Genomic DNA, 22,350 nt, shown 5'->3' with positions numbered 1-22,350 from the left:
TACTTTTCAGCCTAAATCAACTTTGTAAAAGATTTTTAGGCATGAAAAATATTTTAGTACCAACAGACTTTTCAGATCTTGCAACTAACGCTTTTGAAATTGGCGCTGACTTAGCTCGTACAACTAACTCAAGTCTTCACATTCTACACGTTGCTTCTAAAAGGGAGAAGGTAGAGGAGTCACAAAAGAAAATGGACGAGTTACTAAAAAGCGATAAGCTCAAGGGTATAGAAGTAAAATCAGTTTTCCTTCAGGAGAAACTCGAGGGAGCAATTGTGAAAACTGCCCGTGATATTGATGTTGATATCATCGTAATGGGTGCAAGAGGTGAAAAACTATCGAGTAGAATTGTTGGTTCTAACACCGAACGTGTTGTGAGGTTAGCGCAACGCCCTGTTCTGGTTATCAAAAATAAAATTGAACAATTTAAAATTGAGAATATCGTATTTGCTTCCAGTTTCTATAATGAGATTAAACCTGTATTCCCAAAAATTCAGCAGTTTGCTGAGTTCAATGACGCAAAACTTCATCTGCTCAAAGTTATTACACCTAAAAATTTTGAAACTACTTCTTACACGCGTAAGTTGATGACTGATTTTGCTCATCGCAACGATCTCAAAAATTACACGATTAATATTTACAATGAAGAATCGAAAGATGCGGGAATCAACAAGTTTGCTAAAGAAGTAAACGCTGATTTAATCGCGATGACAACTCACGGCCGAAAAGGACTTTCGCAAGTGTTACTTGGTAGTTTAACCGAGACTGTTGCCAGCGAGTCTCAAATTCCGGTTCTGAGTGTGAAACTTCCAGAAAAGAAATCGAATAACAGGATATTATTTCCAGAATAAACAACTAAAATGGCTGCTAAACAAATAATAGTGTTGCTCGACTCAACGCTCGAGTCCCTTGAAGCTCTCAATTTTGCTCTCGAGTATTTCAGGGACTCAGAGCACACTGTTAAAATTGTTTTTAGCAAAAACGAACTATCAGTTAATTCACGGTCAGATCCGATTAACATTCTGCCATTGATCAAGACCGGTAATTGGCCGCAAAACACAGTTGACGAGTCGCTCATTCGTCATATTATCGATCAAAATAATTTGCAAAAATCCAACTTCACGATTGATGAAATACATCATGACGATTTTTGCCTATCTGAATATTGCCAATTTGCCGATTTAGTCATCGCACAAAATGAAACAGTAAAGCGTTTTGCACAAAACTGTTCAAATAAGGCATGTAAAGGAAATGTTCCGGTTCTGATCCTGCCAAACTCACTGAGGAAAATCAACCGTATTATACTTATCGATGATGGAACATCATCTTCATTATACGCGATTAAGCAATTTTGCCAGGTTTTTGATGATTATTGCATGAGGTGGGAAGTGAGTTTACTCGATTATGTTACCAGCTACTCGAGCAAGCACCTGACTCAGCAAAAATTGATAGTCGATTATCTCAAGACACATTGCAGTAATATTGCTGTGCATCCATTTACAGGTGAACAACCTGATAAATTGCGCACTTACCTCAATGTTGATCAAAACACGATTGTAGTAACCGGCTCAAATCCCGATGCAGAATTGATAGAGAAATATTTCCTCAACGTTAAAGTTGCAACGATAGCTGCGGTTATTTAAGGTTCTTTGTATCTTTGAATCGACCTAATTCATAAGACAAGACAAAACAAAAAAGATGAAAAGTATCCTCGTTCCTACTGATTTTTCAGAAAATGCTCGCAACGCATTTGATTATGCTGTAAAGTTGTTTGGTATTGATGGTGTTCGCTACACATTACTCAACTCTTATGAAACACCCAATGCCGGGTCAAGTGGCATGCTCGTTTCAATTGATGAAATGCTCGAAAAAGAGAGTCTTGCCGACTTAAAGAGAGAACTCGAATACCTCAATAATAAGTATAATGGAATTACAATTGACACTGAATCGAGGCACGGTTCTGTTGATGATGTAGTTGCTCACTGGTCAAATCAAAATGATGTTGACGCTGTTGTGATGGGAACAACTGGTGCTAGCGGACTCAAAAAGACATTCCTCGGTAGCAATGCTCAAAAAGTAATCGCTGATTCTGAATATCCCGTTTTTTCAATACCTGAAGGGTTTTTATTCAGCCCGATAAAGAAAATTGTTTTTGCAGCAGACTTACAGGATATCAAAGATAGTTCGGTGTTTGATACGGTAAAGTCACTTGCCAAAAAATATAATGCTCATTTATTTCTCACTCATGTTGTGAAATCAGGTGATTTAGGTGAAACGTTAGAAGAAGAAAAAAACAGACTCAAAATCAATCAAACATTAGAAGGTATTGATTTTGGTTTTCACAGCTTGCATGATGACAACATTGTTGAAGCAATTGATGATTTCATTGAAGAAGTAAATGCAGATTTGCTGGTAGTTGTTCCACGTAAAGTTACTTTTTGGAACAAACTCTTCAGGAAAAGTATATCAAAAGAGATTTCCTATCACACGAAAGTGCCTCTTTTGGCAGTGAAAGATCAATAAACGATTCGTTTGATCTTTCCCGATTTTGTTCTCTCGAGACTTTTACGATAGATAACCTCTTTTGGAATTTCATATTGATCAAGGGTTTGAAAAGCATTTTCAAGCCCTTTTTTTATGGCTTCATTTTCTTGAGACTCCACATACATGATCAATTTTTCCCCCAGTTTTTCATCAGGAGTTCCGGTCAGGTAAAGCGGGACATTTACAAATTGAGAAATCTTTTTTTCAATAGACTCTGGTTGTAACTTTACTCCGCCAGAATTCACAGTGAAGTCACTTCTTCCCTGCCACTTAAAAGAGTTCCCCTGAAGTTCTACAACATCGTTCGTTTTCAAACTCCTTACATTCAGATGAGGCGCATCAATTACAAGTGTTTTCTCTTTTGATAACGAAAAGCTCACACCTTGCATAGCATTGTAATACTCGTTACGGTCAGATCCATTGATAGCACGCACAGCTACGTGACTCGTTGTTTCGGTCATTCCGTAAGTCGAATAGCATTTTGTGGAGATTTCCTGAAGTTTACTTTCGAGATCAGCATCGACAGGTCCACCGCCAATAATTAGGGTTTTGATCGAATCCAGAGCCTGAATTGATTCCTTAACCTGTAAAGGAACCATAGCTGAGAAATCGTATGCTGTTTGTAATGAATCTGACAGATTTGATTGAGGTTCTACGATTGTGAGATTCATATCTGCCTGTAGTGATCTTACGATCATCATTTTGCCCGCTATGAAACGCGCATCCATGCACAGCAAAGCGTTTTGACCATTACCTAAATCAAAGAATTCATTTGTCATCTTTGCGCTGTTGCGCATACTCTCCTTTGAAAGCTTTATTGTTTTAGGCTTCCCAGTTGAACCGGATGTTTGTGCCCGGATATAATCGTTTTCATCAAACCATTCTCTTAGAAAAGTAAAGACGTTTTGCTTCCACTGAGGCATAATGGAAAGCTGTTGAGCCGATAGCTGACTGATGGATTCTTCGAGTAAGTCGCTGTGAATTGTGAGTTCACCAACTTTTAAGATCATGGAAGGAAAGTTTGAAATTCAAAATCAGGATCGAAATGTAAAGATCCATTTTCAACGTAAGTGGGACCTTCTAAATTATTTTTGTAAAGCGAGCCGGTTCCCAATCCCTGAGGCATTTTATTTCCGGTAGTGGCTGTCCATTGAGCAATGGCGTTAAGCCCGATATTCGATTCCAGCGCTGAAGTTGCCCACCAGCCAATATTGCGTTTTTCAGCGAGTTTTGCATATTCTGATGCCGACTCAAAACCACCAATCAATGAAGGCTTGAGAATGATGTAATGAGGTTGGATGACATCGAGGAGGCTCTTTTTTAGGTCAGACTCAAAAACCCCTATCAATTCTTCATCCAGTGCAATTGGGATAGGAGAGTAGCGGCAGAGCTCCGCCATTTCATCCCACTGTTGTGCTCTTATTGGCTGTTCGATAGAATGAATATCATACTGAGCCAAATCTTCTAATTTGAAATGAGCGTCATCGGGATCAAATGCGCCATTGGCATCAACTCTGAGTTCAATTTTATCGCTGCTGTAATGGTCGCGGATAAACTTGAGACATTCGAGTTCCTCTTTAAAATTTATCGCCCCTATTTTCATTTTAATACAGGAGAACCCATCTTCAATTTTCTGCTCTATTTGACTGAGCATATCATCTTTTGAGCCCATCCAAATGAGTCCGTTGATTGATATTGGCTTTTTTCCTTTCGTAAAATCACTATCAAAATAAATGTGCTTACCACCGTTATCGAAATCGAGGAAAGCCATTTCCAGCCCCATTTTAATAGAAGGCCACTCAGCTAGTTGATTCATCAGTTTATCCCTGTCATCGTTGATGTGTTCAACAAGCCATTGAAGTTTTTCTTCGTAACCCGGTCTGTCGTCAAAGCTCAGTCCGCGAAGTAATCCAAATTCTCCCCAACCCTGAACGGTTGAATTTTCATCGGTCAGAACCAAAAAGTACGTTTCCTTTTCGGTCATTACACCACGAGATGTGCCGCTGGGTTTCTTGAAGTTGAGAATGTATTTTGAAAAACGAAGAGTGAACTTTTTGTCATTTGTCATGCCACAAAGATATGTATTGTTGAATTGGTGATACTTTTAAAAACTTCGCTGCATTAGTTTTGATGGTCAAAACCGTTCATAAAAAAGTTGAAATTTGCAGTATGAAAATGAATCGGGCAGAACTACTCAACGAACTGGCACAGCAAACGAGAAATGTTATTGGAGATGTCAAGGAGTTCAAGCTCATGGACGATGAAAAGCTCAATTTCAAAGAAAACCCCGATTCATGGAGCGTTTTGGAGTGCATTGCTCATCTCGTGAAATTTGGCGAGCTGTATATAAGAGAATTTGAGAAAAGCATTGCCAAAGCCGATGATGCCCCCGGTTCTGACCAGTTTAAGAGCGGATTCTTTGGAGATTTATTCGCTAAGAAAATGCAACCCGGAGAAACGAAAATGAAAGCTCCCAAAAGCATGCAACCTGTTGAGAGTAATGTCAATCGTGATGTATTGGATAAATTTCTCGTTCAACAGGAAAAATGGCTTTCCCTCATCGATGCAGCTCGCTCAAAAGACCTCAATAAAATAAAAGTTCGTTTATCGCTAGCCCAATTTATCAAATTCAAACTGGGAGACATGTTCAGAGTGATCGTCAATCACAATCTAAGGCACGTTGAGCAGGGGAAGAGGGTCTTACATAAAGGAAAAGTAGACTAAAAGCACTTCAAATCACTTCCTTATTATTTGAGTGATAATCAATTAAATAAAATTTATTTGTGTTTTTTTTATCATTAATTCTCACATTTAGTGTTTGTTTACGATTTCATGATTGGGGGTGTTATCACATAAGTTGTTTTTGTTATTTTTATTATTTTTGATAAAATTTTTAAACCTATACCTTTAAAACATATGAAAAAACTATTATCACTTTTAGCGTTCGTAGTATTTAATCTTACCTTTTTTTCGCAACAAACCTGGACCTTTACCAATGCTAACTCTTCTGGTAATCAGGGCCCCACTCAATCTCAAGTCAATATTGCATATTCAGGTACTAATCTTGATAATAATGTAACCGTAAATACTCAGGGAATACAGGAGTGGCTTGTCCCTGCATCAGGAACATATAGAATTCTTGCTAAAGGTGCTGAAGGCGGTGATGGTGGCTCTGGCACTCTATCTCCTGGCAAAGGAGCGAGTATAGAAGGAGAAGTTTTTCTAACACAGGGAACAGTACTTAAGGTTGTTGTAGGTCAAAAGCCATCAGGGACTTCAAGTGGTGGTGGAGGTGGAACTTATGTGATAAAACCTCCATATAACACAAGCGCATCGGTTTTAATTGTTGCTGGTGGAGGTGGAGGTGCACCTGGTAATTGTTGTTCAAATACTACTCATTTAAATGGAGTTGATGGAGTAACTAGTCAAACAGGTACAGACGCTGTTGGTGGAGGCTGCTCTCAAGGAACTGGAGGCTCAAATGGCAATGGAGGGAATTTCGCCTCTGGATTATATTCTGCAGGTGGTGGAGGTGGCTTCTTCACTCATGGTGGGGATGGAGAAGGGTTTGGAGGTAACTCTTTCATTAATAACTCCTTAGGGGGTCTGGGAGATACAGGTGGGGGAGATGGAGGATTTGGCGGTGGTGGAGGTGCTGGTCACGTTAGCACTTGGATAGGAGGTTCTGGCGGAGGTGGTGGAGGTTATTCCGGAGGAGGAGCAGCATGTGGTAGTTTAGATTGGGGATCTGGTGGAGGAGGTGGCTCCTTTAACGCTGGAATTAATCAAAACAATATTGCAGGCGCTAACTCTGGTCATGGTAGTGTAGTATTTACACTCTTATATAGTGTCTCTATCAATGAAACATCTTCTATTTCCTGTTTTGGATCATCTGATGGTATTTTAGAAGCTACTCCAATTGGAGGCGATACTCCATATACTTATTCATGGAGCGGGCCAGGTAGTTTTTCATCATCATCTCAAACAATAAGTGGTCTAAGTGCCGGAAATTATTCGGTTACCGTAACTGATAATAATAATCATACAACAAACCAAAGCTATACTCTTACAGAGCCAGCCTCATTAGTAGCGAGTTCAGTAGCAGATAGCAACACTTCATGTAACGGAGCTAGCGATGCAGGAGCGACAGCCTCAGCAACAGGCGGCACAATGCCATACACTTACTCCTGGAGCAACGCAGCATCAACAGCCTCAATCACAGGAGTAACAGCCGGAACTTACAGCGTAACGGTTACCGATAACAATGGCTGCTTTGATACAGCATCAATAACATTGACAGAGCCAGCCTCATTAGTAGCGAGCTCAGTAGCAGATAGTAATGTATCATGTAACGGAGCTGGCGATGCAGGAGCAACAGCTTCAGCGACTGGTGGAACTGCACCTTACAATTACCTGTGGAGCAACGCAGCAACTACAGCTTCGATTACAGGTGTAGCAGCTGGAACTTACAGCGTAACGATTACCGATAACAATGGCTGCTTTGATACAGCATCAATAACATTGACAGAGCCAGCCTCATTGGTAGCGAGCTCAGTAGCAGATAGCAATGTATCATGTAACGGATCTGGCGATGCAGGAGCGACAGCTTCAGCCACAGGTGGCACAATGCCCTATACTTACTCCTGGAGCAATGCAGCAACAACAGCCTCAATCACAGGAGTAGCAACTGGAACTTACAGCGTAACGATTACCGATGACAATGGTTGTTTCGATTCAGCATCAATAACACTGACTGAACCAGCCTCATTAGTAGCGAGCTCAGTAGCAGATAGCAATGTATCATGTAACGGAGCTAGCGATGCAGGAGCGACAGCTTCAGCTACTGGTGGGACTGCACCTTACAATTACCTGTGGAGCAACGCAGCAACTACAGCTTCGATTACAGGTGTAGCAGCTGGAACTTACACTGTTACCATCACAGATGATAACGGTTGTACTGCAACATCTTCATCAACAATTTCAGAACCGACAGCACTGGGTCTGACAGTGAGTGTGAATGATTCAGTTTCTTGTCCGGGTGTATTTGACGGTGAAATCACATCAGTTGTCACTGGCGGAACAGCACCTTACAATTATCAATGGAACAATGCGGCTACGACAGCATCAATAAGTAATCTATCGGTCGGAACCTATGTGTTGACGGTTACTGATGACAATGGATGTACAATTGTAGATTCAGTATCACTCGAAGTAGGAGATGATGTCGATCCGGTTGTGGCAACCCAAAACATCATTGTTTACCTCGACAACAGCGGATCAGCATCAATTACGACAACAGACATCGATAATGGAAGTACAGATAACTGTTCAATCGATAACTTGTCACTTGATGTAACAAACTTCACTTGTGCAGATACAGGTTCAAACACGGTAACGCTGACAGCAACTGATGTAAGTGGAAACACTAGCTCAACAACCGCAACGGTAACAGTAGAAGACACTACGAGTCCGGTTGTGGCAACGCAAAACGTAACCGTTTACCTCGACAACAGCGGATCAGCATCGATCACAACAACCGATTTCGACAACGGAAGCAGCGACAACTGCTCGATCGACACGATGAGTTTGGATATGACAACCTTTAGTTGTGCCGATACAGGTTCTCACAATGTGGTTCTGAACGTAGTAGATGAAAGTGGAAATTCTTCTTCAAATACTGCAACAGTAACTGTATTGGATACGATTGCTCCGGTAATTACTTGTCCGGCTGATATTGAAATCTGCGAAGGAGAAATCCAGTTTACCGATGCAACAAGCACAGATAACTGCGCGAGCACCGTAACAAACACAGGGTCTATTTTTACAGGAGATTCGCTCTCAGTAGGAAGTTACCAGTTGACATTTGAAGCAGCTGATCCGAGTGGAAACACAGCAACCTGTGCAACTGACGTAACAGTGAATCCACTTCCAATGGTAGATCTGGGAGCTGATACAGCGGTTGGACCGCAACATATTGTAAGCTTTTCGACCGGTTATCCGAATGCCACAAACGTTTGGAGCACAGGAGAGATGACAGAAAACATCTCTGTGCAGGTTGAGATGGACACCACGATTTGGGTGTCAGTAACTGATAGCAATAGCTGTGCAGCTACTGATACAGTTGAAGTGACTATTTTGACAGGTTCTGAAGAGCGCACTTTCACAGCAGAAGTGAAACTCTATCCCAACCCGACACGCGGAAACGTAAATCTGCAGGTTAGCGGAATGGAAGAAAACATGCTCTACAGCGTTCTCGATCAAACAGGTCGTGAATTACAGAGAGGTCGAATCATGAACGGTCAGAACCGAATTGATATGAACAACTATGCCAACGCACTTTACTTCATCAAGCTGACAGACAAGCAAGGTGAAATGATCAAAGTGTACAGGATCGTGAAACACTAAAACAAACAACTCAACAACAAAAAACCAGCTCTAAAGGGCTGGTTTTTTTATTTGGGGAAGTCTAACCTTTTGCCTTTTTCCTGGCTTTTTGCATCCTGATGTTGAGCAACTCAACAGCCAAAGAAAAGCCAACCGCAAAATAGATGTAGCCTTTGGGCATGTGAACGCTCAAGTCACCCGGTAATCCTTCAGTTATCAATACAAACCCAATCAGGATTAAAAAGCTCAACGCGAGCATTTGCAATGAAGGGTGCTTTTCAATGATTGAAGAGATTTTACCGGCAAAAATGAGCATTACCACAAGCGAGATAACAACTGCGAGAATCATAATGGAAATTTCTTCAGTCATACCAATTGCGGTTAATATTGAGTCGAAACTAAAAACGATGTCGAGCAGGCCAATTTGCACGATAATTCCAATCATGTTTTTAGCTGCTGTTTGTTTGGCATCTTCTTCAACTGATTCTACTACCTCTGTTTTGTGATAGATTTCTCTTGTACTTTTCGTAAGGAGGAAGAGTCCGCCAAGCATGAGGATCAAGTCGCGGCCAGTCACTTCATAACTAAAAATGGCAAAAAGCGGTTCAGTGAAGCCGATGATCCAGGTGATTCCGAGAAGCATGATGATCCTGAAAAGCAATGCTAATCCGATTCCGGCTGTGCGAGCTTTAGGGCGAATCTTTTCAGGGAGTTTATTGGTGAGGATGGAAATGAAAATGATGTTGTCAATTCCCAAAACGATTTCTAAAAAAGTGAGTGTTAGAAGTGCGATCCAGCCATCTGGAGTTGAGAGCCATTCAAAGTTGAACATGTGGTTTATTTTTAGTGCAAATTAATGCAGATTAAGTTTATCGTAAAAGGTAGGTCTGTCGAGCTTTTGCAATTCTCCGGGATTCAGCGGACCCAGGTCCAGGTTTTCAATTCCGGTTCTGACCAACCTCACAGTTGGAAAACCAACTGCTGCTGTCATTCTTCTTACCTGGCGGTTTTTTCCTTCGGTCAGAACCAACTTGAGCCACGTAACACCTTTACTCTTGTCAAATGAAACGGGAGGCTCACGATCGGGGAGTTTGGGGTTTCCGGTTTTTTGAGCCTTTGCTGGTTTGGTTGTGTACTGGCCATCAGGCAGAGTGATCTCAACACCTTCTTTGAGTTGCTTAATGGCTTTTTTGTTGAGCTGACCTTCAACCTGCACGAGGTAAGTCCGCTCGTGATTGTTTGTTGGGTCGAGCAATTGCTGATTGACATTTTTGTCGTTTGTAAGCAACAACATACCCTCACTCATTTCATCGAGCCTGCCAACCGGGTAAACATCTTTTGGCACATCAACTAAATCGCTGAGGCATTTCTTTCCGTGTTCAGGTGAGAATTGGGAAAGATAGCCTGCTGGCTTATAAAGAACGTAGTATTTTTTCGGTTTAGCCATTTATGCTGCAATTTTGCATTATGGAAATGGTTGAGCCTTCGAAATTAAAAGACCTTGCAGCATCGAAAAAGAAAGTTTTCAAAAAGGTTGCACAAAGGTTGAAAAAAACTCCGCCACGCGAGCTGGATTATACTTTTCAGGAGTTGCATGAAGAGGCGTTTGAAAACATTGATTGCCTGGATTGCGCTAATTGTTGCAAAACAACCAGTCCGATTTTTATCGAACGTGACATACAGCGTATTTCAAAACACCTGGGATTAAAACCGGGAGATTTCGTTGAAAAATACCTCCGTGAAGATGAAGATGGTGATTTTGTTCTTCAGCAATCACCTTGTGCCTTTTTGGGTGACGACAATTATTGCAGCATCTATGAGGTTCGCCCGAGAGCTTGCAGGGAATATCCACACACTAATCGCAAAAACATGCAGCAAATCATGGATCTGACCGTGAAAAACACACGAATTTGCCCGGCTGTTTACCGAATTATGGAGCGGTTGAGTGAAAGATAAAGGATGTTAATGTTGATTTAATTACTTGGAATTGTGTAATTTTAACCCTGTTGGTACGTTTATTGGAACAGTTTAAGTTATGCGCAAATTGCTCGTCATATCGTTGTTATTGACGTTGGTTTTGGCAGGTTTCGGTCAGAGCCAGTCGAGCCGGGAGGTGGTAACGCGATCTGCTGTGCACAATGGCGATACCATTCCACTCATCGTGCTCAAGCCCACTTATGTTTGGGAAAAGAGAACATGGAAGAGTAGGAGACAGCAGAAAAAATACGAGAAGCTGAAGAAGAAAGTGGTAAAAGTTTATCCTTATGCTAAGCTTGCCGGGAAAAAACTGCGAGAATACGCCTCAATTTTGGATACCGTTCAAACTGAGCGACAAAAGAAAAAATTCTACAAACAAATTGAGGAAGAGTTAAAACAGGAATACGGTGCAGATCTCAAAAAATTAACGATGAGTGAGGGGCGCATTTTAATCAAACTCATTGATAGGGAAACGGGCGATACTTCTTACGAGTTGGTCGAAGATCTGAGAGGTCAATTCACCGCATTTTTTTGGCAGAGCTTTGCCAGGTTATTCGGTCACAACCTCAAAACAAACTACGATCCTAACGGAGCTGACAGGGAAATCGAGTTTATCGTTCAGCAAATTGAGGCTGGGTATATTTAGTTCTCTTTAGGTGCCGGAATTTTCGCCTTGATAAAGCGATTACTGAAATGTTCCGGTAAGTGAATCTTCATGTGATTGACCAGTACTTCTAAACCTTTTCTGTAATGACTGTTATTTGTGATGATGATGTGGCTGTCATCACGGTAAGGCTCCAGATACTTTTTGTAAGAAGGCATTACGTGGTTGTTCCACTGGTAGCGCACATCTTGTTCAGGATAACCTCTTTCTTCAATATCGCGCTTGATCCTTCTTTCCAGCTTTACGTGATCACGGGCATCAATAAATACACGTAAATCCAATGCTTTTCTAATTTCCTCATAGTGGAAAATGAACAACCCCTCCATGATGATAATTGGAGCAGGCTGAACCCTGATCAAGCCGGGAGTTTTCTTCCTATTGTTAAACGTGTACTCTTTAATCGTGATTTCTTCACCTTTCCTGATGCTGATCAAATCGCGGTAAAATTGAATGCGGTTGATGCTGTCGGGCAAGTCGAAATTGACCTGTCCGTTTTCATCGATCTTTTGTTCTTCAATCGGCTTGTAGTAGTTGTCCTGCGAAATGATGCACACTGAGCCCTTTGGCATATTGCGCTTGAGGTCCTTTAAAAATGAGGTCTTTCCGGATGCACTTCCTCCGGCAATGCCAATGATGTACGGCTCGTAATTCATGCGGCAAAAGTAGTAATCGAATTTTTTTGTCAATTCCTTTCTCGCAAATTTCCTTCATCTTTGTAACCCAAATTTTCAACAGAACTTACAATTATGAAAGGTATAACACTTCTATTAGTTTCCATTTTATTGAGTATTAGTTTAGTAGGTCAGGATTTAGCAGCTTATAAGATTTACAATTCAAAAGGAAAAGAAGTAACCTTCAACGATTTAATAAAATCTTTCAGCAAAAAGGATGTCATCCTGATAGGCGAACAACACAACGATCCCATTGCTCACTGGATGCAGCTTGAAATAACGAAAGCAATTCACGGTCAGAACCAAAACCTCGTCCTTGGAGCCGAAATGTTTGAAGCTGATGACCAGGTCGTGATGGATGAATACCTGAGCGGAGTTATCCGTCACAAGGATTTTCAAAAAGAAGCAAAGGTTTGGCCCAACTACGAGACAGATTATAAACCTCTAGTAGAGTTCGCCAATGAAAACAAGTTGCCTTTCATCGCGACAAATATTCCCAGAAGATACGCATCAATGATCGTTAGAACCGGATTTGAAGGAATAAAAAGCTTAAACGATCATCAAAAATCACTTTTACCGGAATTTCCAATTCCGTTTGATACAGCAGCTCCCGGGTACAGCGAAATGATGAGTATGATGGGCGGAGCTCATGGCCACGGTGGAGGTGACAGAATGCTAAACATGGTGAAAGCCCAGGCCAGTAAAGACGCGACTATGGCACATCGCATAGCTCAGGCTCTGACCGAAAAAGACAAAAAAGCACAGTTCATCCACTACCAGGGCGATTACCACAGCGCAAACAAAGGCGGAATTTACTGGTACCTGAATGAGTACGCGCCAAAGTTGAAAGTTGGTGTGATGTCAACGGTTGTGGGGAAAGATGCAGAGTGGAAAAGTGAATTTGAGAATCGGGCAGATTATATTCTTGTTGTGGATGAGGATATGACGAAGACACATTAGCTGCCTGTCTTTACTGTCCAATATCTGCGTTATACTTGTTCTGAAATTTAGAGCTTAACACTCGATAAGCTCTTTTTCAGTAATGATCTTGGGAATTTTCACATCCCATGCATCAATACCGAAGTCATCAACGATTTGTAAGTCGTAACAAATGGCGATAATATCACCATTGAAATTAGAAAGGAAGCGGTCGTAATAACCGCCTCCATATCCTATTCTCTTTCCTTTTCTCGTGAAAACTGCTCCTGGAGTAATGATGAAATCAATGTCCTTTTCACTTGCCTTTCCTGCAGAGGATGGCGGCTCAAGGATATTGTAGAGACCGATTTTTAAATCTGAGAATTTCTCTATATAGCGAGCTTCCATGGGGCCTTTTTTTTGTGGAATAACGGGAACACAAACCTTTTTTCCGTCATTCAACATCTTTTCAATTGCTGAGTGGGTGAAGACTTCACTTTTAAAGCTGATAAAAGTGAAAATGGTTTTAGCCTTTTGGTACTCTTCAGTATTGAAAAGCCGCTGCCAAATGAGTTTGTCTTTCTCAGCTCGTTGAGCTTTTGATTGAGCATCCCGCTCGGCTAAAATCTTTTTCCGGAGCGTCTTCTTTTCCACTATAAGAAATCTTTAGCCCAGTTATCCAACTCAGTTTTCGACCACACATTAGGGAAGAACTTTCTGCGTTGAAAAGCAGGGTGAAGATACTTTTGCCAGTCGCTTGAACCGGTTGCCTGTTTCGCTTCACCTTTTCTGGCTAAATAACTATTAGCTGTTTGTAGGTGAACGATTGGCCATTCAATGTTATAAGCCCGGTCAAATGTGCGAAGTGCGTTCCTGAGCGGTTCCACATCCTTGCCTTCGTCCTTCATTTGTTCAACCCTCACTTGCAAATTCTTATCCTTCATATCACGAGCAAGCGCTTTGAATTCATCTAGGTACTTTTCCTCAAATTCGCGCAGAGTGAGCGACTTTTTCCCGGTTTTGTGATCGAGTCCGGCTTCCTGCCAGTAAACGTAATCAAAGAGGTCGTCAGTAGTTGCATCTTTAGGAACTTCCTCTTTACGGCTGTCGTGAATGAGGTTTTCCATTTTAGTGCAGTAGAGCTCGATTAACCTGAATTGTGCAGACTGGAATCCGCTGGCAGGAGCTAAACTTAGCCTAAACTGGTTATAAGCTTCGTAATCCATCCCTTTGGTCAATACGCCAAAAGAGTTGATCAACATAGAGGTGTAGCGATTGAGGCGATAGACTTTTTCAGCCATTTCCTCAATTGTTAACCCTCTTTGTTTTGTCAATACCTTGAGTTCGTGAATCATCAACTTTAAAACGAGCTCAGTAATTTGGTGATAGACGATGAAAACTGTTTCGTCATGGAAGTTAGTGCGTGTTTTTTGAAGCGTTAAAAGTGTATCTACCTCAACATACTCCCAGTAATTTACAGGTTTCTGATGGAGTAGTCCGTGCAAATACATTTCAGGGTTTTCATCCTGTGCTTTGTATTTATTTTGAATTCTTTTTAGAATTTCTTCATCCATGATTTTATCGTTTTGAAGCAAACTAAAGCAGATTTTGCGAGTTAAAAAATGATTTTCTTCAGGTTCGTTTCCGTTGCAGTTAGCATCTTTGCAACAAATTCAAAATATGAGATTCATTTACGCAACCATAGCATTGGCTTTTCTTATTTCCTGTAATTCGAACAACGGTCAGAACCAGACCAAAGATACGGCTACGGAACAAACTGATGGCTCTGACCAAAAATCTATTGCAGGCGAGGCTCAGGGTACAACTTATCATATTTCGTACTACGGTAATACAGCCGAAAAAGTGCTTAAAAGCGATGTTGATTCACTTTTGGAGCAGATTGATTTTTCGCTTTCCGGCTGGAATGATGGGTCTGTTATAACAGCCATGAACACCAAAGATACGAATGAAGTAGTCGTGCACGACACGTTTAATTACGTGACTGATAATTTCAAAATGGCTCGCCAGGTTTACGTAAAAACTGATGGTGCTTTTGATCCAACTATTGGTCCGCTCGTGAATTTGTGGGGATTTGGCCTGGAAAAAAGAGGAAACGTAACGGATGAATCTGTCAATGCTTTGTTGCCTCTTGTCGCTTATGATTTTCAAAGTGTTAGACTTACTAAACTCGATTCAACCAGCAATGCCGGGCCGGTGAGATTATTTTACCGTAACAACGCTGATATGCAGCTCGATTTTAACGGAATAGCTCAGGGCTACTCAGTTGAAAAACTCGCGAGCTTATTCAACGATCAAAACATCGATTCATACATGATCGAGCTGGGTGGTGAAATCAAAACGAAGGGAAAAAAGAAAGATGGAACATACTGGAAGATAGGTGTGGATAAACCGGTTTCACCTGATAAGGAACGTCAATTACAAGCTGTGTTGACTTTAAAAAATCAATCGGTTGCGACATCAGGATCTTACCGTAAATTCTACGAACAGGATGGAGAGCGTTTTTCGCATACGATTGATCCCAAAACAGGGAAGCCTGTTACGCACAATCTTTTGAGTACGACTGTTGTGATGGATGATTGCACTTTAGCAGATGCTTATGCAACGGCATTCATGGTGATGGGAACTGATAAAACGAAAGAGTTTCTACAGAGTAACCCTGATCTAAAAATGGAAGTTTACCTCATTTACGATGAGGCAGGAGAATTTAAAACCTGGATGAGCGAAGGAATGAAAAAGATGACAGAAGAAATTTAAGCTTCTTTTTTGTCGTCACTTTGGCATTGTTGATTTGGCTCAGCTCCACACATACTGCATGTAACGCCTTCATCGTTGAGCATAGGGTTGTTACCTGCGCAAGTACCGGCAAATTCACCGTCTTTTTTCACGAGAATCTTAATGGCAATTCCGGCAAATGCAAGTGCGAGCATTCCAATAGCAACTAAAATAACTGTCCAATCCATAATCTTTCTTTTACATCACAAAAGTACGATAACTAATAATTTACGTTCGGGATTTGTTGAAATTTTTGATTGAACTCGCGATCTGACCAAAAATTGATTGATTCCAAGTACCTTTGAACGGCATTATAGAACACAATATTTATGGCGACAATCGAGGAAAAGAAAGAAGCATTTGAGAGGCTATTGAACATTATGGATGACTTGAGAGAAGGTTGTCCGTGGGATAGAAAACAAACGCTCGACAGCTTGCGCTACCTCACAATTGAGGAGACATACGAGCTGAGTGATGCTATTTTGAGCAAGGATTATGACGAGCTCAAGGGTGAGATTGGCGACATTATGCTGCACATGGTTTTTTATTCGAAAATCGCCAGTGAAAAGAATGAGTTCGATGTGGCTGATGTGTTGAATGCTATTTGTGACAAACTCGTCCACAGGCATCCGCATATTTACGGTGATGTAGAGGCTAAAACGGAGGAAGAGGTTAAAGCGAACTGGGAAGAATTAAAACTCAAAGAGGGCAAAAAATCTGTTTTGCAGGGAGTGCCCAAATCATTGCCGGCTGTTGTAAAAGCGAGCCGAATACAGGAAAAAGTTAAAGGAGTTGGGTTTGACTGGGACAATAAAGATCAGGTTTGGGATAAAGTGCAGGAAGAGATTCAGGAATTCCGTGAAGAAGAGAAAAACGGAAATAAAGAACGCATGGAGGAGGAGTTTGGTGACTTGATGTTCTCACTCATCAACTATGCCCGATTCATTGGCGTAAATCCTGAAGATGCACTTGAGAAAACAAACCGAAAATTCATCAAGCGCTTTCAATATCTCGAGGAAAAAACCAATAGTCATAACCAGAGTCTGAAAGAGATGTCACTCGAAGAAATGGATGCAATTTGGCAGGAGGCGAAGAAGAAGTAATTAAAAATTCAACTTCGCTACGTGTCCTGAGAGCATGAATCGCAGCTGAACCTTGAGGATGTCGCCCATATTGGTACACTCATTAAAAACTGTCGTGTCAGACATCTGGTTGAGATCTTGCTTCAATTGTTCAACCTTTTCAGGAACTGAAATAGTATCTTCTCTCATACACTCGATCAACTCATCAACACGGTCATATTCCAGTTTGAGACGCCTGGCTATAAGCGTACGTTCCTCAAATTGATACTGGCGGGTTGTGGCAACCGAAACGAAGTCCATCCCCATTTCAATGATCGGGTTGTTTTCTTTGAAATACTGCGGGAGATATACACTTTTATTGCCTTCATAACTCTGTTGGTCAAAGTCGATTGCGCGAATTCTATACTGTTCATCTTCAAAATCGGGAGTGATGTCAATAACGTAGTTGTACGATCTCATGTCACCCAGTAACCTGATGAAGCAACGTTCGTTGAACTTGATAAACTCTTTCACAAAACGCACACGGTTGAAGTTTGGGCGTTCCAGTTCAGTTTTTAAAAACTCATCACCCGGAATTCCAGCTATGTGTTCTTCAACAAGCGTATCTTCATGAACCAGGTAAGAGATGAAATTGGGAGAGAGCAGGTGTTCCAGCTCCAGACCGTAAACGCGTGATGAGTCAGCTTTTTTGACGTACATGTAATCGTAGTTGTCATTGAGCAAATTCACGATTTTTACCCTGAAAGGCTTCGAGTTACCAAAATGACAAAAGTCGATTCGCTCAACACGCAGGTGATTGGTGATCTCTTTATCTCCATCAGTTTTGAGGAGCGAGTACGTCATCAACAAGTTTTCATGCAACTCATCGTAAAACGACTCATCGTAAATAAGGCAATCCCAAAGCGTGTTGTTGTCGTGCTTATCAAATAGCGGAAAACTCTCTCTGTACTGAGCCAGCTCGTCATATTTTACAGGCAGTTCCAGATGTCTGCTATATTGGTCGAGGTAGGAGGTGAGCGGTTCTCTTATTGCGAAAAATGGTTTTTTCCTGGATATTTCCATGCGTCAAAATAACGTTTGAATGCAAAGTTAGCTAACTGAACGGGATTGAGCGGTTTCAGGTTCTGACCGTGAATAAACTAATGGTCAGATCCGCTACTCACCGAAGCATTGTTTTTATTGAGCTTGTAACGATGCACAGCTATGTTGACGAGCAAAATGAAAGCGCACGTAAAGGCAAACCACAAAATTGCATCAACCTGTTGGTAGCGGGCAACTCCAATCGCCACGATTGCCCAGATCCCAACCATAGCGAGCACATCAGTATTTCTTTTCCAAAGCAAGAACAAGTATACGATCAGAGCCACAGCAATCATAACGTACGTCCATGTTGGTGAAGATAACGGTGCACCGCTGTACCCGATTTTGATCAGGTAAGCTGAGGTATTTGCGATTGACGCAGCAATGATCCAGCCGAGGTAGAGACTGAAAGGCCATCGCACAAGGAAATATCGTTTAAGTGATGCTTGAGACGTATTCATTTGTTCAATGAACAATATTGCCAGTAAGCAAATGAGCATCAGGAACATCACGATTACAGATAGCCCAATGTGGTGGTTGAGCCACATAAAAACCCAAATCGTATTGAGTAAGTTAATAGCGATGAAGTAGAAACCAAATAACTGCGGAAGTATATTTTCTTCATTCTGTTTGAAAATGTCAGCACACATTTTCACGAGGAAAGTGGCCTGGGCGAGGTAAATTAATCCCCAAATAGAGAAGGCATAACCGGCCGGAGTAAAAAGATTGAAATACTGCCTGGATACGGAAGCCATTGTTTCGTTGTTGATATCACCAGTATTTGAGAGGTAGTTGACATAAAGCGTACCGATGAATGTGACGATTGCTAATAGTTGGGTTATCCGTTTCAAGAGTCTTTTTAGTTTTATTTGACACTAAAGTTATGGAATTAAATCCAACAAAAAAGCCGACCCAAAACTGAGTCGGCTTTGATAAGTTAGATGTGATGAATTAAGACTTAGGATTGAGTTTTAGGTCAACCATAACTTCAATTTCATCATTGATTGTCATGTCTTTCATGCTCATTGTGTAAGCAACATCGTACTCATGACGATCAAATACTAATTTACCTTTAGCAGTTCCTTCTTCAGCATTGAACTTTACATCAGTAATTTTTTCTTCCTGAGTTTTACCTCTTACTGTAAGGTCACCGGTGATTGTATTAGATGCCTCATCATACGATTTGATTTTGAAAGAAGCAGTTGGGTGATTTTTCACAGCAAAGAAATCGTCAGCTTGTAAGTGACCGATTAATTTCTCGGGAGTTTTGTCCTCTTCAGGGTTGTAGTTGTCATCAGTTGCAACCATTGAATTCATGTCAATAACGAATTCGCCACCTGTGATTTTGTCACCCTTAGCAGTGAGCATTCCCTTTTCTAACATTACGTTTCCAGTGTGGGTGTAAACACCTACGAGCGTACCAGCCCACATTGCTTTACTTTGAGAAGTGTCAACCATCATTGTCATTTCTTTGGCCGACTTTTCATCTTTCATTTCAGTCTTTTCTTTCTTCTCAGCTTTTTTCTCTTTTTCTCCGCCTTTTTCAGCAGAGCCACCTCCGCCACAAGCTGTTAATAATGCAGATCCTGCAACGAATAGTGCTAAAAATGTGTTCTTTTTCATAAAATTGATTTTTGTTAGCGCAATTATAAATTTATTAAAAGTATGCACATCAAAATTACAAAATTGTTTCTGATTAAACACAGTAATTCCGATAAATGGAAGGATTTTAAGTTACCTAAACATCTATTTATGTCCAGTTTGCAAAAATTATAAGATTAGGCAATTCAAGAAAAACAACCATACATTATAAAAAATAGGCCTCTTTTTAAAAATATAAAGTAAATAAATAACGAAATTGCATTTTTTTAACAAAATTTAAACCATTCAAATTCTTATGTGTTTGATTAACAATTAATAATTAAATTTAATTTCTATGTTTTTACTAGACGTCTTAACAATTCCAAAAGATGACCCAGTTGGGTTTACTTTTTTCGTTGGCTACATGGCCATGTTAGCAGCATCAATTTTCTTCTTCGTAGAAAGAGGGAGAGTTGATGGCAAATGGAAACTTTCATTATTAGTGTCTGCTCTTATCACTTTCATAGCAGCAGTACACTATTATTACATGAAAGATTACTATTTAGCTACGGGTGAAAACCCAACTTCGTTACGTTACATTGATTGGACACTGACTGTCCCATTGATGTGTGTTGAGTTTTATTTATTGACTAAATCTGCCGGAGCTAAATTGGGCTTGCTGTGGAAGTTAATAATTGCATCAGTTTGGATGCTTGTTGCCGGTTATATAGGTGAGGCTTTCAACCCTCCAGGTGGTGATACAACACACTCAGTGCTGTGGGGAGTTCTTTCAACTGTTGGCTATGCATACATACTTTATACAGCATGGTTTGGTGAAGTGGCCAATTTAGCTAAAAAGTCAGGAAACGCAACCGTTGTTAGAGGTGTTAGAACACTAGCCTGGTTTGTACTTGTAGGTTGGGCTATTTACCCAATAGGTTATATGTGCATGCCTGGTGGTTGGTTGAATACAGCCTTTGGATGGAGTTCTGAAAATGTTGATTTATTTTACAATATTGCTGACGCTATAAACAAGATAGGTTTTGGCCTTGTTGTTTACAACATTGCTGTTACTAGTGAAAAGTAAAAATTTAAACAAAGGCCTCTTTGGATCCAAAGGGGCCTTATTTTTTTCCTGGGAAGAGGTTCTTTTTCTAACAATTTCTTCTTTAGCGGTCTTTTTAATGTTTTTTATAGAAATTGAAGTTGACATCCTTCAGCGACTTTCTCTGTTTTTTATAATATGTTTAGGCATTCCTCATGGAGCTATCGATAATAAACTTTTTTGGAAACAAAAAGAAAAAAGAGAATCCCTTTTTATTGCTCTGTACATATTAGTCGCTTTTTTTACTGTGATGGTCTGGCTCGTTGCGCCAGTTTTTTCTTTTTTTACATTTCTTCTTTATTCTGCATTCCATTTTGGCCAGTGTCAATTATTTTACATAACTGATAAAAACAATTTTTTGTCAAATACACTATTTCTCTCATGGGGAGTAGTGATGATCTCTTTTTTGATTCATTTTAACCTTGATGATATTTACAGAGTCTCTAATACTTATCCAGAGTTTAGATTAATTACAAACGCTTTTAATGCTTTTGATTCAACTTACTTAGTAGTTGTTAGTTCCCTAATATTTTTATCGCTCTTCACTTACAATAAGTACAAGAGAAGTGTTAAAAACATCTCATTTTTGAGAGAATTGATCATTTTAATACTTTCTGGTTACTTTTTTTACACATTACCGTTTCTAGTTGATTTTATGCTTTTCTTTTGCATATTACACTCTCTTAGATCGATGAAGCATCAATATTCGTTTCTTCAGAAAAATGAAAGTCATGTGACTCTCAGTAAATATTTAAAATATGTACTGCCTTTCACCATTATCTCAATCTTAGGATTGCTTTTTATCTTCATACTTGGAAAGGTAGTTCAATTACCTTACAGTTTTAGTTACATATTCCTTATCGTAATATCAGCTATCACCGTACCGCATTTATTTGTGATGAATCGTTTTTATGAAAAGGCCTAGCTATTTAATCTAAAATATGTGCTCTAAACAAGCAATAAAATACGATTAATCAATTTTATGCTTGTGATGATCAACTTAGCAACAAAAACTTTTGTGGTTGGTCACAAAAACACAAACTGTTAAAATCAACCTCTAATCGTTGAATATTTGAGTTAAGAAATCGTATTTCCTGGTCTTCTTAAACACATTATTAAGTTTATTTTTTTCTAAAATACTCACCAACTCTCGCAACAACTTGATTATCAGTCATACTATCTGCAGTTTCAAGTTTGATAGTTGAAGGCTTCTTTGAAGAGTCCTCAATTGCTTTTTTCAATTCTTTTTTCGCACTGGCCGGACCAAAAACATAGAGATCATCTTTGTTTTCAATACTTTCCAGTATGTCATTATAAAAACTCTTAAGAACCTTTTCCTTCTTAGCCTGTAGCTTTTTCTCATGTCGAATTGCCTGATCGCCAAATTTTGATGGACTGTCAATTCTCGTGCTGTCGTCATCGAGTTCTGAGTATATTGTTCTTAGTTTTTCCGTTCCGTTGAGATCGACAATCAACGCCTTGCGATGATCGATCCAAATTCCTTTCTGTTGTTCCATATGCAATATAATAAATGAGTTTTTAAGTAATGTT

Annotated in this window: 24 protein-coding genes; 12 read left to right on the top strand and 12 right to left on the bottom strand. The window is 40.2% G+C overall.

Features of this window, described 5'->3' with window-relative positions; all coding sequences use genetic code 11:
• Window positions 1–41 precede the first annotated feature (41 nt).
• Genes RI557_RS03950 through RI557_RS03940 form a run of 3 tightly spaced genes read left to right on the top strand, consistent with a single transcriptional unit; the run spans window position 42 to window position 2,523 of the window.
• Complete coding sequence (locus RI557_RS03950; protein ID WP_310667760.1) at window positions 42–851, top strand: universal stress protein; 810 nt, start codon at window positions 42–44, stop codon at window positions 849–851.
• 9 nt (window positions 852–860) lie between these two features.
• Window positions 861–1,643, top strand: a complete 783-nt coding sequence (locus tag RI557_RS03945) for a hypothetical protein (RefSeq protein WP_310682254.1) — start codon at window positions 861–863, stop codon at window positions 1,641–1,643.
• A gap of 55 nt (window positions 1,644–1,698) precedes the next feature.
• Window positions 1,699–2,523, top strand: coding sequence for a universal stress protein (locus RI557_RS03940; RefSeq protein ID WP_310682252.1), 825 nt, complete (start codon window positions 1,699–1,701; stop codon window positions 2,521–2,523).
• Here the strand turns inward: RI557_RS03940 and RI557_RS03935 are convergent.
• Window positions 2,517–3,554 carry an AMP-binding protein gene (locus RI557_RS03935; RefSeq protein ID WP_310682250.1) on the bottom strand — a complete coding sequence of 346 codons (1,038 nt, stop codon included), beginning with the start codon at window positions 3,552–3,554 and terminating at the stop codon, window positions 2,517–2,519. The two genes, RI557_RS03940 and RI557_RS03935, sit on opposite strands and share 7 nt — an antisense overlap.
• Entirely contained in the window at window positions 3,551–4,612 is a 1,062-nt protein-coding gene (locus RI557_RS03930) for an o-succinylbenzoate synthase (RefSeq protein ID WP_310667764.1), read from the bottom strand. Before RI557_RS03930 ends, RI557_RS03935 begins: the two co-directional genes overlap by 4 nt.
• A 101-nt stretch (window positions 4,613–4,713) precedes the next feature.
• Between RI557_RS03930 and RI557_RS03925 the strand changes: the two genes are divergently transcribed.
• Window positions 4,714–5,268: a DinB family protein gene (locus RI557_RS03925; protein WP_310682248.1), complete on the top strand. Its 555-nt coding sequence runs from the start codon at window positions 4,714–4,716 to the stop codon at window positions 5,266–5,268.
• 192 nt (window positions 5,269–5,460) lie between these two features.
• Complete coding sequence (locus RI557_RS03920; protein WP_310682246.1) at window positions 5,461–8,949, top strand: T9SS type A sorting domain-containing protein; 3,489 nt, start codon at window positions 5,461–5,463, stop codon at window positions 8,947–8,949.
• 61 nt (window positions 8,950–9,010) lie between these two features.
• On the opposite strand, the gene RI557_RS03915 is transcribed toward RI557_RS03920, so the two are convergent.
• Window positions 9,011–9,760, bottom strand: coding sequence for a TerC family protein (locus tag RI557_RS03915; RefSeq protein WP_310682244.1), 750 nt, complete (start codon window positions 9,758–9,760; stop codon window positions 9,011–9,013).
• Between the two features lie 21 nt (window positions 9,761–9,781).
• The gene (locus RI557_RS03910; protein WP_310682242.1) at window positions 9,782–10,375 is read right to left on the bottom strand and encodes a pseudouridine synthase; all 594 of its coding nucleotides are present in this window, start codon (window positions 10,373–10,375) and stop codon (window positions 9,782–9,784) included.
• A 20-nt stretch (window positions 10,376–10,395) separates the two neighbouring features.
• Between RI557_RS03910 and RI557_RS03905 the strand changes: the two genes are divergently transcribed.
• Window positions 10,396–10,884 (top strand): YkgJ family cysteine cluster protein, encoded by a 489-nt coding sequence (locus tag RI557_RS03905; protein ID WP_310668281.1) that lies wholly within the window; start codon window positions 10,396–10,398, stop codon window positions 10,882–10,884.
• A 79-nt stretch (window positions 10,885–10,963) separates the two neighbouring features.
• Window positions 10,964–11,551, top strand: coding sequence for a DUF4294 domain-containing protein (locus tag RI557_RS03900; RefSeq protein ID WP_310668282.1), 588 nt, complete (start codon window positions 10,964–10,966; stop codon window positions 11,549–11,551).
• Here RI557_RS03900 and RI557_RS03895 read toward each other — a convergent pair.
• Window positions 11,548–12,255, bottom strand: a complete 708-nt coding sequence (locus RI557_RS03895) for a uridine-cytidine kinase (RefSeq protein WP_310668283.1) — start codon at window positions 12,253–12,255, stop codon at window positions 11,548–11,550. The genes RI557_RS03900 and RI557_RS03895 overlap by 4 nt on opposite strands.
• A gap of 60 nt (window positions 12,256–12,315) precedes the next feature.
• Here RI557_RS03895 and RI557_RS03890 point away from each other — a divergent pair, with 60 nt between their 5' ends.
• Complete coding sequence (locus tag RI557_RS03890; protein WP_310682240.1) at window positions 12,316–13,200, top strand: ChaN family lipoprotein; 885 nt, start codon at window positions 12,316–12,318, stop codon at window positions 13,198–13,200.
• 54 nt (window positions 13,201–13,254) lie between these two features.
• On the opposite strand, the gene RI557_RS03885 is transcribed toward RI557_RS03890, so the two are convergent.
• Both RI557_RS03885 and RI557_RS03880 read right to left on the bottom strand, forming a co-directional pair.
• The gene (locus RI557_RS03885) at window positions 13,255–13,812 is read right to left on the bottom strand and encodes a 5-formyltetrahydrofolate cyclo-ligase (RefSeq protein ID WP_310668285.1); all 558 of its coding nucleotides are present in this window, start codon (window positions 13,810–13,812) and stop codon (window positions 13,255–13,257) included.
• Entirely contained in the window at window positions 13,812–14,732 is a 921-nt protein-coding gene (locus RI557_RS03880) for a tryptophan 2,3-dioxygenase family protein (RefSeq protein ID WP_310668286.1), read from the bottom strand. The genes RI557_RS03885 and RI557_RS03880 overlap by 1 nt, the downstream gene beginning before the upstream one ends.
• A 106-nt stretch (window positions 14,733–14,838) precedes the next feature.
• Here RI557_RS03880 and RI557_RS03875 point away from each other — a divergent pair, with 106 nt between their 5' ends.
• A complete protein-coding gene (locus RI557_RS03875) occupies window positions 14,839–15,933 on the top strand; it encodes an FAD:protein FMN transferase (RefSeq protein ID WP_310682238.1) in 1,095 nt (364 codons plus the stop codon).
• On the opposite strand, the gene RI557_RS03870 is transcribed toward RI557_RS03875, so the two are convergent.
• Window positions 15,930–16,139 (bottom strand): membrane or secreted protein, encoded by a 210-nt coding sequence (locus tag RI557_RS03870; RefSeq protein WP_310668288.1) that lies wholly within the window; start codon window positions 16,137–16,139, stop codon window positions 15,930–15,932. The genes RI557_RS03875 and RI557_RS03870 overlap by 4 nt on opposite strands.
• A gap of 141 nt (window positions 16,140–16,280) precedes the next feature.
• Between RI557_RS03870 and mazG the strand changes: the two genes are divergently transcribed.
• Window positions 16,281–17,054, top strand: a complete 774-nt coding sequence (mazG, locus tag RI557_RS03865) for a nucleoside triphosphate pyrophosphohydrolase (protein ID WP_310668289.1) — start codon at window positions 16,281–16,283, stop codon at window positions 17,052–17,054.
• On the opposite strand, the gene RI557_RS03860 is transcribed toward mazG, so the two are convergent.
• The 3 genes from RI557_RS03860 to RI557_RS03850 all read right to left on the bottom strand — a co-directional run bounded on the left by RI557_RS03860 (window position 17,055) and on the right by RI557_RS03850 (window position 19,736).
• The gene (locus RI557_RS03860; protein WP_310668290.1) at window positions 17,055–18,095 is read right to left on the bottom strand and encodes a hypothetical protein; all 1,041 of its coding nucleotides are present in this window, start codon (window positions 18,093–18,095) and stop codon (window positions 17,055–17,057) included.
• 77 nt (window positions 18,096–18,172) lie between these two features.
• A complete protein-coding gene (locus RI557_RS03855) occupies window positions 18,173–18,964 on the bottom strand; it encodes a tryptophan-rich sensory protein (protein WP_310682236.1) in 792 nt (263 codons plus the stop codon).
• 100 nt (window positions 18,965–19,064) lie between these two features.
• Complete coding sequence (locus RI557_RS03850; RefSeq protein ID WP_310668292.1) at window positions 19,065–19,736, bottom strand: YceI family protein; 672 nt, start codon at window positions 19,734–19,736, stop codon at window positions 19,065–19,067.
• A gap of 313 nt (window positions 19,737–20,049) precedes the next feature.
• On the opposite strand from RI557_RS03850, the gene RI557_RS03845 reads away from it, so the two are divergent.
• Both RI557_RS03845 and RI557_RS03840 read left to right on the top strand, forming a co-directional pair.
• Window positions 20,050–20,781 carry a bacteriorhodopsin-like gene (locus RI557_RS03845; protein WP_310668293.1) on the top strand — a complete coding sequence of 244 codons (732 nt, stop codon included), beginning with the start codon at window positions 20,050–20,052 and terminating at the stop codon, window positions 20,779–20,781.
• Window positions 20,771–21,724, top strand: a complete 954-nt coding sequence (locus tag RI557_RS03840; RefSeq protein WP_310682234.1) for a Brp/Blh family beta-carotene 15,15'-dioxygenase — start codon at window positions 20,771–20,773, stop codon at window positions 21,722–21,724. The genes RI557_RS03845 and RI557_RS03840 overlap by 11 nt, the downstream gene beginning before the upstream one ends.
• A 196-nt stretch (window positions 21,725–21,920) precedes the next feature.
• Here the strand turns inward: RI557_RS03840 and RI557_RS03835 are convergent, their stop codons facing one another.
• On the bottom strand, window positions 21,921–22,316 hold the full coding sequence (locus RI557_RS03835; protein ID WP_310668295.1) for a hypothetical protein: 396 nt from the start codon (window positions 22,314–22,316) through the stop codon (window positions 21,921–21,923).
• Between the last annotated feature and the right edge of the window lie 34 nt (window positions 22,317–22,350).

The sequence above is a fragment of the Salibacter sp. genome, assembly GCF_031581065.1.
Lineage (GTDB): Bacteria > Bacteroidota > Bacteroidia > Flavobacteriales_G > Salibacteraceae > Salibacter.
Note: the sequence above shows the minus strand (reverse complement) of the source record. Positions and strands in the feature narration are given on the sequence as shown.